13 protein-coding genes and 1 pseudogene are annotated in these 14,962 nt (G+C 66.8%); 5 read left to right on the top strand and 9 right to left on the bottom strand.

Translation table 11 applies throughout. The annotated features are described in order from the left end of the window. Positions 1–6: 6 nt before the first annotated feature. The 4 genes and pseudogenes from HUW62_RS26455 to HUW62_RS26440 form a co-directional block, all read left to right on the top strand. Positions 7–126: pseudogene (locus HUW62_RS26455) on the top strand (IS4 family transposase); the annotation flags it as partial. Positions 127–156: 30 nt separating this feature from the next. Further along, positions 157–912, top strand: a complete 756-nt coding sequence (locus HUW62_RS26450; RefSeq protein WP_240356975.1) for a hypothetical protein — start codon at positions 157–159, stop codon at positions 910–912. Positions 913–1,262: 350 nt separating this feature from the next. Continuing rightward, positions 1,263–2,198, top strand: a complete 936-nt coding sequence (locus HUW62_RS26445; RefSeq protein WP_163869225.1) for a serine protease — start codon at positions 1,263–1,265, stop codon at positions 2,196–2,198. A gap of 252 nt (positions 2,199–2,450) precedes the next feature. After that, the gene (locus tag HUW62_RS26440) at positions 2,451–3,221 is read left to right on the top strand and encodes a hypothetical protein (RefSeq protein WP_176435969.1); all 771 of its coding nucleotides are present in this window, start codon (positions 2,451–2,453) and stop codon (positions 3,219–3,221) included. A gap of 209 nt (positions 3,222–3,430) precedes the next feature. Here the strand turns inward: HUW62_RS26440 and HUW62_RS26435 are convergent, their stop codons facing one another. The 7 genes from HUW62_RS26435 to HUW62_RS26405 all read right to left on the bottom strand — a co-directional run bounded on the left by HUW62_RS26435 (position 3,431) and on the right by HUW62_RS26405 (position 12,292). After that, positions 3,431–5,902: a hypothetical protein gene (locus HUW62_RS26435; RefSeq protein ID WP_176435968.1), complete on the bottom strand. Its 2,472-nt coding sequence runs from the start codon at positions 5,900–5,902 to the stop codon at positions 3,431–3,433. A gap of 211 nt (positions 5,903–6,113) precedes the next feature. Then, on the bottom strand, positions 6,114–7,712 hold the full coding sequence (locus tag HUW62_RS26430) for a VWA domain-containing protein (RefSeq protein WP_176435967.1): 1,599 nt from the start codon (positions 7,710–7,712) through the stop codon (positions 6,114–6,116). Positions 7,713–7,791: 79 nt separating this feature from the next. Further along, positions 7,792–8,379, bottom strand: a complete 588-nt coding sequence (locus HUW62_RS26425) for an RNA polymerase sigma factor (RefSeq protein ID WP_176435966.1) — start codon at positions 8,377–8,379, stop codon at positions 7,792–7,794. A gap of 314 nt (positions 8,380–8,693) precedes the next feature. Next, the gene (locus HUW62_RS26420) at positions 8,694–9,146 is read right to left on the bottom strand and encodes a hypothetical protein (protein WP_176435965.1); all 453 of its coding nucleotides are present in this window, start codon (positions 9,144–9,146) and stop codon (positions 8,694–8,696) included. 177 nt (positions 9,147–9,323) lie between these two features. Continuing rightward, positions 9,324–9,620, bottom strand: coding sequence for a hypothetical protein (locus tag HUW62_RS26415; protein ID WP_176435964.1), 297 nt, complete (start codon positions 9,618–9,620; stop codon positions 9,324–9,326). A gap of 276 nt (positions 9,621–9,896) precedes the next feature. Continuing rightward, positions 9,897–11,216, bottom strand: coding sequence for a leucine-rich repeat domain-containing protein (locus tag HUW62_RS26410; protein ID WP_176435963.1), 1,320 nt, complete (start codon positions 11,214–11,216; stop codon positions 9,897–9,899). A gap of 218 nt (positions 11,217–11,434) precedes the next feature. Next, positions 11,435–12,292, bottom strand: a complete 858-nt coding sequence (locus HUW62_RS26405) for a hypothetical protein (protein ID WP_163869217.1) — start codon at positions 12,290–12,292, stop codon at positions 11,435–11,437. A 327-nt stretch (positions 12,293–12,619) separates the two neighbouring features. On the opposite strand from HUW62_RS26405, the gene HUW62_RS26400 reads away from it, so the two are divergent. Then, positions 12,620–13,822 (top strand): hypothetical protein, encoded by a 1,203-nt coding sequence (locus tag HUW62_RS26400; RefSeq protein ID WP_176435962.1) that lies wholly within the window; start codon positions 12,620–12,622, stop codon positions 13,820–13,822. Positions 13,823–13,832: 10 nt separating this feature from the next. On the opposite strand, the gene HUW62_RS26395 is transcribed toward HUW62_RS26400, so the two are convergent. Both HUW62_RS26395 and HUW62_RS48975 read right to left on the bottom strand, forming a co-directional pair. Next, positions 13,833–14,636, bottom strand: coding sequence for a hypothetical protein (locus tag HUW62_RS26395; RefSeq protein WP_176435961.1), 804 nt, complete (start codon positions 14,634–14,636; stop codon positions 13,833–13,835). A gap of 65 nt (positions 14,637–14,701) precedes the next feature. Next, positions 14,702–14,827: a hypothetical protein gene (locus tag HUW62_RS48975; protein WP_255203653.1), complete on the bottom strand. Its 126-nt coding sequence runs from the start codon at positions 14,825–14,827 to the stop codon at positions 14,702–14,704. Positions 14,828–14,962 lie beyond the last annotated feature (135 nt).

Below are 14,962 nucleotides of genomic sequence, written 5' to 3'. Positions count from 1 at the left end.
GGCGTGGGGAACGACCTGCCGGCGAGCGAAAAGCGCCTCGAGCCGCCGAGGGGCTTCCGGGGAGCGGCGCTGCCAGGCCATTCGCCGGTGGTGTATGCGCCGGAGGGAGGGCGGGTGGTGGACATCGACGCAGTGGGCGCGTGCTACCGTCCGTGGATGGCAAACCACCTCGCCTGCATCGGAATCCACGCCAACGACCAGGCGACCTTCGGGCGCGTCATGGATTCCCTGCTGAAGAACACCACGAGCGCGGGCACGGCGGGTGACCACGAGTTGAAGGTGTGGTCCGACGCTTCGGGTGCGAGCTACAGCTTCGTCTTCAACCACGCGAGCAAAGTGGAGTGCTCCATCCCGAGCTTCCGGGCGGATTCGCGCCTGCGGGTCCGCGCCATCGGCTTCGCCTCCCACAAGAGCTGCCGCTTCTGCGACCCGCTGGAGGCCGAGATGGTGGACGCCGAAGGCCACGTCTTCTACCCCTTCGCCACGCAGCTCGATGACATCGCGCTGGTGCGCGAGCGCATCCAGACCGGCACGGAGCTGGAACTGGCGCCGTGTGCCTTCGCCGAGTCGCTGCAGGCCTGGCCGGACGAGGCGGCCTATCAGGCCTCGCGCAAGCCGGGGAAGGCGCCGCGGGTCTCGAAGGTCTTCGTGCCCAACCCCGCCGCGCTCCTGTCCAAGGGCGGCCCTCCTCCGCCCGTCGCGCCCCGGGTCCACTTCACCGGGCACGTGGAGGCCGCGGACGTGCGCACCAATGGCGTCACCGGCCATACGTTTCAGCACGCCCTCGTGAAGACCTACGGAGGCACCTACGACGTCCTCGCGGCGGCAGACGAAAAGACTCCTCTGCTGTGGCCCGGCAACATCGTGAGGGGGAATTTCTGGCTGGTGGCGCGCGTGACGGCCGGGCTGTGATGAGCCCGACCGAGAGAGAGGCCAGCACTGTCTGACAGGCGGGCGATGGTTGTCCCGCGCCGAGCCCGGCCGGGTGTAGCCCCAGGCGCCCTCCGCGTCCGGCGTGACGACCTCCAGCGCCCACGGCAAGGGCCGGCCTCCCCAGGGCGAAATCGATGTGCCTCCCCGGCAAGAAGGACAGGACGGGAGCGACGACGTCGTCGACCTGAGTCTTGCGCCGAGCGTCGTGAGGAACATGACGTATCGGCCTCGGCTCGTGTCGGGACGCGTGCGTGCCGTTCCTTCGGGACGGCGCGCGTCCCGGGTTCAGGCATTACAGTCCTCCGCGTCACCTGGAACAGGAGGCTGCAATGCGTTTCATGCGCCACGTGGTCGTCGCGGTGGGGCTGTTGGGGTGCGGAAGTTCAGCACTGGACCCGAACCCGCCCGACGAGGTGGGGCAGGGGACGCGGGGAATCGTGGGCGGCATCGAGGCCTGGCCCTACTCCTGGCCCTGGATCGTCAGCCTGCAATCCATCGGGTACCACTTCTGCGGTGGCAGTCTGGTTCGTGTGGGGAGCCAGGCCCGGACGGACATCGTCATCACCGCCGCGCATTGTGTCGCCGATGATCGCGTCCCCGAATTCCGGGTCGTCGCGGGGGTGCACGACGTCCGCGCACCGGGGGCGAGGCAAGTCACCACCCGGGTGGCGAAGATTGTCTATCATCCGGATTACGACCCGGAGACGTCGGAGAACGACATCGCCGTCCTCAAGCTCGAGACGCCCGTCGAGTTCGGAAGCGGGCCCTCGACGTCCTGTGGACGAACCTCCATTCCGCACCGCTCCTCGCGGTCATCTCGTCCCCCTGTCTGGGGTTGGCCGGTGGCCCAACCCGTCTGTCTGCCTTCATCCGGGCAGCAGGTCCCCGTCGGCGCAATCGCGTCCATCGCGGGCTGGGGGCTGACGAAAGAGGATGACTACGACACGTCCAGCATCCTGATGCAGGTGCGGGTTCCCATCGTCAGTGATGAGGCGCTGATCGCCGCCTACACCCAGGAGCGGATTCCCATTGCTCCCGCGCTGATGTTCGGCGCCGGGTATCCGGAAGGGGGCAGGGACTCGTGTCAGGGAGACAGTGGTGGCCCCCTGGTCCTACCCGAGCCGGATGGGGCCTATGTGCTTCACGGCCTCACGAGTTTCGGCCTGGGCTGCGGACGACCGGGACTTCCCGGAGTCTACACACGTGTCTCCCACTACCTCCCGTGGCTCCACGCGCGGATTCACGAGCTCAGCGGTGTCCAGTAAGAGCCCCACCTGCCAGCGTAGCGTGGCTGTCCTCGTCGACCAACCGGTCCTTGCCCCGTGGAGCATGCTCCTCGTTCGTCGTCACGGTCATATTCGCGGCTCACTTTCTCACTCCTGGTGAAGGTCTGGCCATGCACGCGGAGGTGTCCTTCAAAAAGCAGGCGGCATGACCAGACATGAGGACTGCCTTCGTAGAGCACTTGTCCACCCGCTCGGGTGCGACACAGGCCTCTCACGACAGGAGAAGAATCCGTGCGTGTCACATCCTCTCTCGCATGCATCACCCGCTGGCTCATCCTGGGGCTGAGTCTCTTCGGAGCGAACGCCTTCGCGGGCTACGTCTCCGCTCCGGATGGGTACGTCCTGCTCGGCATCGAAACGTCGAACCGCTACTACGTGGCGGGCGGGGCGCGCTTCTTCATCCCGCCCGCGCAGCACAGCCTCTACTCGGGCCGCTCGTTGGTGCCCCTGCCCCAGGCCACCATCGACTCGTATACCCAGGTGCCCATGGACGGCACGCTCTTCCGCCAGATTGGGACCAGCCCCATCTACGTCGTCGTCGGACAGCGACCCTGGTGGATTCCCAACCCCACGGAGCTGGATGTCTGGGATGATTGGAAGGTCGTCCACGACATCCCGAACAGCAACTGGTCCGACCCCTTCATCGATTTCACCTACGCCATGAGTCTCCTGGTCCAGGAGCGCACGACGAGTCAAATCTATCTGTGGGTTGCCGGTGCCAAGTACCTTCTCACCGACCCCGCGGACATCGCCTATTTCGGTGGCTACAGCAGCGTGAAGACGGTTCCGCTGGGCACGATGGCGAGCATCTCGAGCGAGCCGTGGTGCGGCGCGGTCCTGCGTGAGCGCTCCAGCTCCACCGTGTACGCGCTGGGATTCATCAGCAGCCTCTCCGGCCTGCGCAAGCACGTCACGACCCATCCGACGCACGGGGTGGTTCCGGATGGGGCGCTCTCGGCGTTCCCCACCATGTCCGTCAGCTCCTTGTCCTGTATCTGGTAGCACGTGCTCGCGGGAGGGCCTGTCGCATGGGCCCTCCCGCGGTCTGCTTGCGCGTACGGGTAGCCAGTGAGCCACACGAAAGCCCAGCCCTACGCCAACTCCCCCAGGAGGACAGTATTCCTCCTGGGAGAGCTCGAAGCATCGCGGAAGGCCATCTCCTCAACCAGGAGCGCCATCCACCCTCCGCGACCGTCTTCACAGGCCTGCCGCTACAGCCCGTAGTTCGACAGGTTCGGCGAATTCAGATGGCTGATCTTAGAGAGCGCGGTGGCGCTCGGAGCAGGCCAGCGCCACCCGCTGAACACGGCCGTCAGATTCGTGTTCGCCGCGAGGCTGGTCGCGACGATGAAGTTGTCCACCGTCTGCTGCGTGGTGCTGGCGTTGGGCTGGTTGTCCGCGTGCTTCCACACCAGCTTGATGAAGTCCCGGTCCGGGTGGGCGCTGGCAATCCGCATCACGAATGAGGCGAACAGGTCCGCTCCACCGTAGGGGCTGCCCGGGATGCCCAGGTCCTGGGCCAGGGTGTTCTGCCAGGTCAGGCTGGTGTTCGCCAGGTACGTGTCCACCAAATCGGAGACAGCCTGTTTGAGGGCGGGGAAGGTCATGCTCCCGAAGTTGGCGCCGTCCACGCCCGCGGCTTCCATGGAGTAGAAGCGCATGGCGACCGCGTACCCGGTGACGACGCTGCCACCGTTGCCCCTCTTCGAGCCGTCAGGGTTGGTGAGCTGGTCCTTGTAGGAGAGCTCCGATTCGAAGAGCCAGAAGTTGCGGCCCAGCTCATAGAAGACCGCCTGGTCGAAGGTGGGCCGGGGATACGTCGTCGGGTTGGCGAGCGAGTCGCGGACGCCCTTGTAGAGGGCCTCGTACGTCGCGTTGGACAGCTCGATGCCAGTGCTGCCCAGGCGCCCGCAGGCCGCGCCGCAGTTGGGCTCGATGACGGTGAAGGTGAGGCGGCTCTGGTAGTGGTTGGCGGTAGGGGGCGTGCGGCCCGTCGCTTCCACGTACCAGTCGTAGGCTGCATCCAGGACCTGGACAATCTTGGCCATCACCGCGGGGTTGTTGTCCGCGGCGGCCGAGGAGTTGTAGTGCCCATTGGCCCGCGGGGTCTGGATGGCGACCTTGCGGCCGGGCCACGGGTAGAAGGTGCCGCTGGCGCGCGTCGCCCCAGAGGTATTGGGCAGGTGCATGGAGACGTAGTGGAGCGTCTCGGACTGGGTGGCGGGCGGGCTCAGGAAATACGACTGCGAGCCAAGGTTCGTCGTCGCGGGGGAGGTGCGAGGCTTGCGGCAGCGCCACAGGGACGAGGCGTTGGTGCCCTGGGGGGCGCCGGTCACCTTCGCTTCGTAGCCGCTGCCCACATAGTTCGAGCAGTAGCCGCCCAGGTCGGGCCCGTTCACCACCGTGGTGGTGGTGCTCTGAACCCAGCACGACCAGGTGTACGCGTCGTTCGCGTTCGCCACCCGCGCCTGGGAGTTGGCGTCGCGCATCGTGCAGGCGGTCTGCATCACCAGCGCCGACTCGTTGAGGGAGGCGCGGCACATCCACTTGCTCGCCGCTCCCGGGCCCGTCTGCGGGCCATCGAGGAAGGGCGTCGCGGTCGGATGTCTGTCGAGGCAGGCGGCCTCGAGGTTCGGGCTGCCGACGCGCGTCCCCGCGGCGACGGCGGGGTTGTAGCAGCCCCACGTGTACGCGTCGTTGACGTTGCTGGCGCGGGCAAAGGAACTGGCGCCGTTCCGAATCTGGCAGGCGGTGTTCATGATGAGGGACTGGTCGGCGTAGCCCGACTTGCGGCAGACCCAGTTGTACGAGGCATAGGAGCCAACCTGGGGGCCGTTCAGGGTGGGGTAGTAGCCCGAGCCCACCTTCTGCGTGCAATAGCCATTCAGGTCGGGATCCACCACCCTCGTCTCGGGCACGGAGGTCGTCCGGAAGCAGCCCCACGTGAAGGCGTCATTGGCGTTGGTGGCGCGTCCCTCGACACCCGAGCCGAAGTTCTTGTTGCACGCGACGTTCATGTCCAGCGTGTAGGTCTGGGGCTTGCGGCAGACCCAGTTGTACGCCGCATTCGTCGCGACCTGCGGGCCCTTGAGATGGGGCTCGAAGCCGCTGCCCTTCGTCGCGCAGTAGCCCCACAGGTCCGGCCCTCCTACGTTGTTGTCGCCCGGCCTGCGAAAACACTCCCACGAGAACGCGTCGTCGGAGGCGCGGGCCCGCGCCTCCGCTCCGGCGCCGTTGCTCATGGTGCACGCGGTGGCCATGTTCACGGCGCCGCCATCGTCGAACGACGGGTCCGAGGCGACGGTGTAGACGGTGTGCGCCTGGCCGTTCCGGTCCTGCAACGGAAGCTGGAAGCTGAAGCCCCGGTTGCCGGAGATGCCCGCCGCCTGCGCGGCGGCGCTGTACTCGTTGGCCTGCACGGTGCCCAGGAGCGGCCCGGTGGGGCCGTCCAGGTAGAAGCGCACCTCGGCGGAGCCCGACGGGACGTTGGGGGCATAGGCCCAACCCCTCACGTACCCATCCGATGAAATGGTTTGCACGGCCCCCATGGGCGCCGCTGCCAGCGCGGCCCCCGGCAGGAGCGTCAGCCCCGCGAACAGCGTCCCCAAACCCAACCGCACGCGCAGCCTGGCAGGGACGCCCCGCAATGCGGGCGCCCGCCTCGTCTCGACTTGCTTCGTCATGATGGAACTTCCCCCTCTGATGAACACCCGGAACGACTGTCCCGGGTGTTGTTCCATCTGACACTGTGGGATGTGTTGAGTCTAGAATTTCACAGGGAGTGTGAAATGGAGGAGACCTGCTCGGTTGGGGCATTCGTGACTGGGGGCGCGACCTGCGAGGTCGGCCCGGACCGCCGGAATCAGCGGCGCCCCCGCGAGACGTGTCCCAGGCTCAGGGGACCGCGGCGTCTGTGAGGACGTACCCCACCGAGCCATTGCAGGTGGTGGTGGCGTAGCAGCCCACACGAATCTCCGACTCGCCGGCGCCTGTATCCGGCACGGCGTAGGTGAAGTTGGAGAGGCTCCCTCCGCACGCATCATCGTTGAAGGCGACCTGGGTGCTCGGGGTGGTGGGGCCGAAGAGGCGCACGAGGGTGTCGCCGACGCCGGATGCACCCGCGACGCCGCACGTGCCGAGCTGGAGGCGCTGGCCCGGGCGCAGGTAGATGCTCCGGTTGAAGGTGTTGACGGTGGCGTTCTGCGTCTTGGTGGCGGTGAAGTTGAACGCGCCGGCGATGGTATAGGCCGCCGTTCCGTTGCAGGGGTTGTTGGCGAAGCAGCCGACGCGGACCTGGTAGGTGCCCGTCGTAAGCGCCGTGAAAGTAATCTTGGAGAGCAGGCCGCAGCTGTCATCGTTCTGGGCGACCTGGGTGCCGCCAGGCCCGAACAGCTTCATGTTCGTGTCGCCGACGGCCGAGGCGCCCGCCACGCCGCACGTCCCCACGGTGAGCGTCTCCCCCGCGCGCAGGTAGATGGCCTGGTTCGCCGTGTTGACGGTGGCGTTGTTGGTTCCGCTGACCCTGAAGGGCAGGGTGTTGCCACGCGTCCCCGCGTACGGAACGGGGCACGACGTCGCCCGGGCACAGGGATAGGCCGCGTTGGCGTCGTTGGCGCGCCGGTACTCACCGCCGGAGCGGGTGGCGAGCGCGGAGAAGAGCTGGTCGTCGCAAATCCAGGGGGCGGCGGTGGTGCAGGCCGCCGCGGCGGATGCGAGCGAGTCGAACTGTCCGGGCCACAGCTCCAGGTCGGTGGAGGACACCCAGTAGGAGGTGCTTGTCTTCACCAGGCTGGCATTGGCCTTCGTGTAGACCTTCCCATGCCAGCTCGCCAGGTTCCCCACCGTCCCGTTGGGACCCGAGCACTCGCCGGTGCTCGAGTTCTCCTCGCCGTCCGTGGCGATGTAGAGATTCGTCGTGAAGCCCGGGTCCTGCGTGGACAGGTTGTCGATGGCCCAGCACATCGCATCCGCCAGCGGCGTCACGCCCGAGCAGCCCTCGGCCGGCAGGGCTTCGATGGCGGCCTTGGCCGTGGCGTAGTCCACATAGTTCACGGTGTGCTTGGTGACGACCGTGCCCGCGAAGCTCCAGACGGCGACGTGCGTGCGGTCCAAATCGTTGGGGTCGAAGAGTCTGTCCAGCTCCAACAGGGCCTGCTTCCGGGAGTCATAGCACCGGGAGTTGCCCGTGCTGGCGCGGACCGTGGTCAGCGAGCCTGAGCGGTCCATCAGGACCAGTCCATAGCGGTTGGGCCCCAATCCCTGGACCTCCGGGCCCGCGAAGGAATGCTCCGCCTGGATGAGCCTCGTGGGCGTCCGGGGACCGTCGCGGCTCACGTCGTCATTCACGCGCGGGTCCGCCACGAGCGAAATAGCCTGTCGAGACTCTTCAGGGAGGGGAGTCGAGGACTGCTCGGTCCCCAGGTCAGGCCCACAGGCGATGAACGCCGGCATCACCAGGGCACACCACAACATCTGCTTGAGAGTGCGATTCACGCGGGCTCCAATGGACGGGGTTGCTGGCAGATGAATCGTCCGACGCCCTGAAAGAGGGACATTTCATTTCAGGCGGCTGCTATTTGGGCCCGCGCGGAGAAATACAGTCGAGACGGGTTCCGCGCTTCCGGGCGCGATTCACGAAGCGCTTGAGCAGGCTTCTCACCGTCTTGGGTGACAGTGACAACTCCTTGCCCACTTCCGTGTGGCTGCGTCCCTCCACGAAGTGGAGGATGGCGACCGTCATGGTCCGGGGTGACTCGCCACGGGTGAGCATGGCGAGGTCCCTGGCCGCCTCGACGCGCTCCAGGTTGCCGGAATGCGAGGGCTCCATGTCCGGGTCGGGAGCAGGGGACAGGAGATGGGATGGGCCATGGCGTGCCCGCCGGAATCGTCGGCGCAGCCGGTCAATGGCCAGACACGTCGTCACTTCGTACAGCAGGGATGGTGTCTCGCGTGGAGAGGCCGCCAGCCGCTCCTGTCGTGAGACGAGCGCGACGAAGACGTCCTGTGCCACGTCGCGCGCCTCGTCCGCGTCGCGCAGGAGGAAGAAGGCCCGACGGTAGATGGTGGCGCCGTGGCGCTGGTACAGCGCCAGGAGGTCGGGTGGCACTCCGCTGGCCACGGTCCGGGTGGAGGGCTGTAAGCCCTTGCGCTGGATGGCCATGTCTTTCCCCCCCGGACACGATGGACGGATGCCAGACACGTAAGGGTTTCCCCTCGGGTCGGGTGGCCCATGTGAAAGGACTGGCGCGGTGGCGTCTTGCGACGCATGTCCGCCCAAGGGCGAACGCGGAGGTGCCGGAGTCTTCGTTCCTTGCTTGATATCCCGGGGTGGGGAGCCGTCAGTCGCGGTGAGGCAAGGTGGCCTTGCCCGGACGACACAAGCGCCGGGAGAGCGGGAAGGGAGGTCTCGCCCCGCCGGGAGCCCGGCCTGTCATTGCACGCGCGAAGGACACGGACGCATGTCCGCCTTCGTGTTCAGCGTGCGTCGACGCCAGGCAATTCCCACCACCAGAGTCCCGTGCCTTGCGCCGGCCCGGCCTGCTCGGTCCGGGTGTCGACCCGGTGGAGCTGGGACGTGAAGGAGGCCTTGTCGCCGAAGGCACGGAAGCGCAGCGTGGTGAGACCCCAGTCCAGATTGGACCGCACGCAGAGCCCGATGTTGTCGATGGAGTGTGCCAACTCGCGAGAGGCCACTGGCCTGATGCTGTCACGCCGCCTCAGGTAGAGCTCCATCAGCTGATTGTGGACGGTGACAATCTTCTCGGCGGCCTCATCCGGAGAGAGGGCCGCCTTGGTGGCGAGCGCCTCCACGGTGTTGACCATCGCGCCCTTCTCGACTTCCTTGCGACGCTGGTGAGTGAGCGGCGCGTCGAATCGCTCGTGACGGTCCTTCGCGCGGCGGTGCGGTTCAGTGACCGGGGCCTTCATCTGAGCTGCCAGCGAAAGCTCGATGCCCAAGCCATGGAGCGGTTGAGAGCCGCCACCTCCCTCTACGTACGTGTCGACTGAGCGCCAATGCGCAACACGCCAGGCCCAGGTCGAACTCCAGGCCCTCGGTGGTTTCATGTTGGCGCGGCTGGTGCCTGGCTCGTACGGGGGGGCGGCTCACTGCATGTCAGTGACGATCAGCGCCTCGCACGTGGTCGGCTCGATGTAGGAGTAGGTCGTGTCGATGGTGCAGATGGCTCCGCCGAAGGTGGAGAAGCGGACCTGCGCCGAGCAGCTTCCGCCGACGTCGCTGACCTCTATCTGCCAGAGGCAGGTCTTCGCGTTGGCCGGATTGAACGGGTCGACCGTCCAGTAGTACTGGTGGATCGCCGGCGACCCCGGGAAGGGAGCGGCGGAGTTGATCTGGAACCCGCCAAAGGTGAAATGGGGGACGGGGGGATAGTGCGTGAGCATGCCGCCAAAGCTACCCGTGATGGACCCGAGGCCCAGGTAGAGGTTGGCGTAGGTCTGGTTGAAGACGTAGATGCGCTCCGCCGCGGGAACGCTTCACGTTCCTCGTCATGGACCTCTCCTCTGTTGATAGTGCCGGGGCGACGCCAATGATTCACACACATCGCCAGTGCGTGTCCACCCGCTCCCTCCCAAGCGACAGCGTTCGGGAGCGGGTTGTACTCCGATGAAGGCGACCCCATGGCGAGCGGCTGCGGGATCCAGCATCCGGCGATGGGCTCAGTAGCCTACGTGCAGCCGACCTTTGGGCAGTGCCTTTTCGAGGCGCTTCACCTCCGGTGTGGGAATCGCATCCAGGCCCAGCTTGAACTGCTTGAGGCGTGCGAGCGGAGCGAGGTTCGCGGGCAGCCTGGTCAGCTCGCCTTGCAGGAATCCGGAATGCGTCAACTTGGGGAGCCGGCCCATCCCGTTCACCAGCGCTTGCTGCTTCGCCGGACTCATCTTGAAGAAGCGCCACCACCAGAGCTTCTTGAGCTTCGGCAGTCGCGTCAGCACCTCGGGAAAGCCCTGCAGCGCCGTGGCGTCGAGGTACAGCTCCTCCAAGGACTCCAACTCGCCGAACGACTCCGGGAGCTGGGCGAGCCTGTCGCAGTACCGCAGGCTCAGTGTCTTGAGCGCGGGGAGCCGGCACAGCTCCACGGGCAGGGAGGTCACCGGCACGCGCTCCAGACTGAGGGAGCGCAGCGCGCGCAGCTCACCGATGCGCGGTGAAATCGCCTCGATGGGATTGGAGTCCAGCGTGAGGCCCTCCAGTCCCGTGAGGGAGAAGACCTCGTCCGGAATGGCCTTCAGCTTCTTGAGCCCGAGCCCGAGCCGAGGCGCTTTCGCCCCCGCCTCAATCTTCTCCCTCGCCGCGGTAATCGCCTTCTCCACCGGGCCGAGCCGCGTGTCCGCCAGCACGGGCTTTCCCGCCCGCAGCTTCTCGCGAAGACCTTTTCGGTCCAGCGTCGAATCGATGACGCCGTCCTCGTCCTCTTCCTCGACCGTATAGGCTCCTCGCAGCAGCGCCTCATGCGGCTCCAGCCGCTGGCGAGGTTTGTTCGAGGCGGTGAGTTTGCTCCCCACGAGCACGTCCACATCGAGCGCGCCCGCCACCTGGATGTGGTGATGCTCCTCGATGAGCGCCCGCGCCTTCAACCCGCCGCCGACACAGAAGACGTCATCGCCTGACGAGTCTCCAACAAGGACGCCTCGAATCCTGACATCCCCCGCGATGAACATGGCGGAGACCGTCGCCACGTTCTCCACCTCCAGGTCTCCCAGCACGACAAGAAGCGTGTGGTCGGCCGAGTGTCCGTCCTCGAGAAGTCCCTTCAGCCTGACGCTTCCGGAGACGACGAGCGGCCGGGGGCCGACGACGAGCGAGTCCGCCTTCAGGTCCCCTTCGTGGAACAGGACACCCTTGGCGGTGATGCCCTTCCACCAGGAGGACAGCGTCTTTCTCCACGCGGGCGTCGCCGCCGACTCCACGCGGGACCAGGCATCCCGCGCGGAAACCTCACGCCCCCAGCTCTTCACCGCTCCCTGCTTCGCCGCCATCGTCCAGATGCTCCCCGCCGAGATGATTGACCGTGCGGAGCATCAGGTCATGGACAACGGCGGCCTTCAACTCCGCACGACCCCGTGGCACGCGGGTCCAACCTTCCCATGGGGCCTGGCAGCGCCCCATGTTCGACCTGACCGGCCTCCCGGAACGTCTCCTGATGCAAGATTGCTCCTGCCCTGGAGGGGCGCCCGCCGGATGCGCCATGGGATGACTAGCGGATGACTCCCTGGGCATCGTAGATGGTCTTGGTGGTGGAGCCAGTGCTGAGCACGACTTCGTCCCCGGCGAGTCCGTCGATGTTGGCGATCAGCTGCAGGGTCCAGAATCCGGCGACGGGGTAGTCCCGCGTGGAGCGGCTGGCGTCCCGGACAATCTTCACCGTGGAGACGTTGTTGATGATCAACTCGGCGCCCGGCTGTCCGTTCGTGTCGGCGACTCCCATCAACGCCCAGGTGCCGCTGGAGATGGCATAGTCACGGGTCGCTGCAGCCTTGTGCTCGATGATTCGGATGGCGCCGCCCGTGTTGATGGGCAGCTCGGTCGCCCCATCACCGGTCAGGTCATGAAAGCCAAGCGGCGTCCACGCGCCCCCGGAGATGGCGTAGTCGCGCGTCGCCGCGGTCCGGTGGGTGATGACCCGGACGAAGCTCCCCGCGTTGACGGCCAGCTCCTGCCCTGCCGCTCCGTCCATGTTGCTGAATCCGATGGGAGCCCAGGCACCCCCGGAGATGGGGTAGTCGCGCGTCGCCGCGGTCCGGTGGGTGATGACCCGGATGAGGTTTCCCGCGTTGAAGGCCAGCTCCGCGCCCGCCGTGCCATCCATGTCCGTCGCCTGAAGGAACGTCCAGGCGCCCGTCGAGATGGGGTAGGTGCGATTGGCGCCATTCGTCTGCTGAACCTCGATGTAGCTCAGGTTGTTGTAGACGGACTCCAGCGTGCCATCTCCGTTCAGGTCCCACGCTCCCATGAAGGTGCCCGCCGCATACACGGGGCTTGCGCTCAGGGTGAACAGCAGGAGCGTCGCCTGGACGAAGGAACTGCCTGAAACCGATGCACTCTTCCGGGACATTGTGCGCCTCGCGGTCCTGATAGTATTTGCAGGCAGGACTACCAGGAAATATCCCCAATTCGCACTGGGCGTGTAAATGACCTGGCTGGTTTCCAATCGCGGTGGCCCTACTTGAGGGCGGAAGTCGGAGGCGCGGCGCGGCCAATGCACCGCGCCAACCCTGTAACGCGTTCGGCCATGGGTTGGCGATATCGCTTGTTTAAGGATTGCGCTGTTTTCATGTTTTACTTCGTCTCTGTCTCTTTCGTGCTCCCGGAGGACACGATGCGAAGAACAGACTCGAAGCGGGCATTCTTGGTCGGGCTCATGGTGACGTTGGCGGCAGGTGTGTCCCTCCCGGGATGTGAAAGCCCGCGAGGGCTGGGGGAGGCCCACGAGGAGCTGGGGCTGGAGGAATCGCTGAGCACGGATGGAGGGGGCGCCAGTGGCTACGTCGCACCTCCCGAGCTCACCAACCCCCTGTACCTGCCTCCGAATCAAATCTCGGCGGCGCAGAACATCTGCGGCGCGGGGGCGCACTTCGCCGAGCTCGGTGCCTGCACGACTCCCGTGGGGAACTCGTTCTCCATCAGCGGCAAGGAGTGCAAGGTGAAGCAGGCGTCTCAGGTCCGCTACAACGGGCTCCCGCATTGCTGCACCACCTGCGAGGTCAACGCCAACACCGCGTTCAACAACTTCATGGGGCTGGGCGGCGCGACGGGGATTCAGATTGCGCCCATCACCCAGGCCGGCTGTGACACGCCCGGCACCTTCACCGGGGTCAACAATCCCCTGGGTGTCTATGCCACCATCGCCGCCGCCGCGGGCATGGCTCCGAACTCTTGCGACGCGGACCCCTCCAAGCTCAAGGACCGTCCCGGGTTCATCGAGTTCACGGAGGACTCCGGAGTGCTGAACGAGGGGAGCTCGCGGGCGACCTTTGGATTCTTCATCCAGTCGGTTCAGAACGGGCAGACCGTGACGTACTTCACGCTCTTCAGCTACGACAAGACGAGCACTGGGAACTGCGCCACCGAGCTCTTCCTCTTCGGACCCGTGGTGCCCGGACAGTCGCCTCCGCTGGTGATGGGACTGGCCATCGACAAGAACGGGAACCTCCTGGCGGAGGTGCCGCCCGACATCGCGGACGTCAGCAACTACCTCGGAGGGGACCCGGAGCCCGTCAAGCCAGGGGTGAGTCCCAATCAGGGCTGCCGTGCCTGTCACACCAATGCCAACTCGGGCCCCAACCAGACGCAGCCGTTCCCCTGGAATCCACGGCCGCGCCCGAATCCCGACGGCGGTGGGGGCGACGACCCGTGCGCTCCGCCTGACGCGGGGCCTCCGGATGCCGGTCCTCGTGACGCGGGACCTGCCGACGCCGGGCCTCCGGATGCGGGCCCTCGTGACGCGGGACCTGTCGACGCGGGGCCTCCAGATGCGGGCCCTCGTGACGCGGGGCCTGTCGACGCGGGGAGTCCCAATCAGAGCTGCCATGCGTGCCATGGCATGGCCAACCCGGGCCCCACTCCAACGCACCCGGTCCCCTAGACTCCCCGAGTCATCTCAACAGCGCCTCGAGCGACAACGGTCCCTGGGTGGTCTCCTCCTGGGCTCCAGCCAGGGACCGATAGAGCGGGGGCAGTGCTCTTCGAGGCATGAGTCGCGGCCTGACCGTGCGCAGTCGCTCCAGCAGCCGAGACCATCCGGGTGCCTCGCGCTCCGCATCCGCCTTCCGTGCGAGCGCCCGGAGTGCCTTGAGGTCCAGGGGCGCCAAAGGCGAGAGATGACAGAAGTCATCCAGACGCCGCGCCAGCTCCAGCACCGCCGCGCCCGGGGGCGGCGGTCCCTCTCCCAGCACCCACCGCGCGATGGGAAGCGCCTCGGCTGGCGTAATGGGAACAGGCGCATGAAGCCGGGAGAGCTCGCTCGCGAGCTTCGCGCGCACGTCCTCCACGGTCCGCGCGAGCGCGAGACGCGTCTCCGTGGCGGGCGCCCGCTGGAGCAATGTCTCTGCTCGCGACAATGCGCCCACGGACTCCAGGGTGAGTCCCACCCTCAGCGTACGAAGCTCCACGAGGGCATCGCGAAGTCTGGGCAACATGGCGACGAGGACCCTCGCATCGCCCCCGGTCGCGAATGCCGCTGCATCCACGACGGTGATCGGCGTGTCCTCGCCCATCACCGGCCCCAGGACCCGGATGAGCTCGTCCGCGATGCGCGGGTCGACCTCTGCCTCCACATCGACCACGGCTTCGAGGCGCGTGGCGAGGCCGCGCAACGCCGCGGGACCGGCGCCACGCGGGAGCGCCCGGAGCGCCTGCAAGAGTTCCTGTCTCGCCGCTTCGACCAACGGACCTCCCAAGCTCGACACCTTCCGCCGACACGAAAATACGGCCTGTTCACCGCGCTTCCCTGGGTGTGTGGCCTTCACACCGGCTGACACAACTCCAGGTCGCGCACCCGCGTCCTTCCTCGGGTGCACGGCCCGTACTGGGTCACCGAGCCGTGCACCTCGGCCAACGCGAGCGCCTTCAGCGGGTGCACGGCCTTCACCCCACGGACTTCACGCCTGCTTCTGGCCGTGCTCCACGCCGTTGCTCTGCTGCGGCTTCGAAGGACGCTGCGGCGCCTGCGGCATGGCCCCGTTCTGGAGCACCCGCGCCATCAGCGCACCCAGCAGCCCTTGCC

This window comes from Myxococcus sp. AM011 (genome assembly GCF_013372595.1).
GTDB classification, from domain to species: domain Bacteria; phylum Myxococcota; class Myxococcia; order Myxococcales; family Myxococcaceae; genus Myxococcus; species Myxococcus eversor.
Note: the sequence above shows the minus strand (reverse complement) of the source record. Positions and strands in the feature narration are given on the sequence as shown.

Coding starts and splice junctions, on each gene's coding strand:
- HUW62_RS26450 (WP_240356975.1), top strand. CDS start 157: ATGGCAAACCACCTCGCCTGCATCGGAATCCACGCCAACGACCAGGCG.
- HUW62_RS26445 (WP_163869225.1), top strand. CDS start 1,263: ATGCGTTTCATGCGCCACGTGGTCGTCGCGGTGGGGCTGTTGGGGTGC.
- HUW62_RS26435 (WP_176435968.1), bottom strand. CDS start 5,902: ATGACGAAGCAAGTCGAGACGAGGCGGGCGCCCGCATTGCGGGGCGTC.
- HUW62_RS26425 (WP_176435966.1), bottom strand. CDS start 8,379: ATGGCCATCCAGCGCAAGGGCTTACAGCCCTCCACCCGGACCGTGGCC.
- HUW62_RS26420 (WP_176435965.1), bottom strand. CDS start 9,146: ATGAAGGCCCCGGTCACTGAACCGCACCGCCGCGCGAAGGACCGTCAC.
- HUW62_RS26415 (WP_176435964.1), bottom strand. CDS start 9,620: ATGCTCACGCACTATCCCCCCGTCCCCCATTTCACCTTTGGCGGGTTC.
- HUW62_RS26410 (WP_176435963.1), bottom strand. CDS start 11,216: ATGGCGGCGAAGCAGGGAGCGGTGAAGAGCTGGGGGCGTGAGGTTTCC.
- HUW62_RS26405 (WP_163869217.1), bottom strand. CDS start 12,292: ATGTCCCGGAAGAGTGCATCGGTTTCAGGCAGTTCCTTCGTCCAGGCG.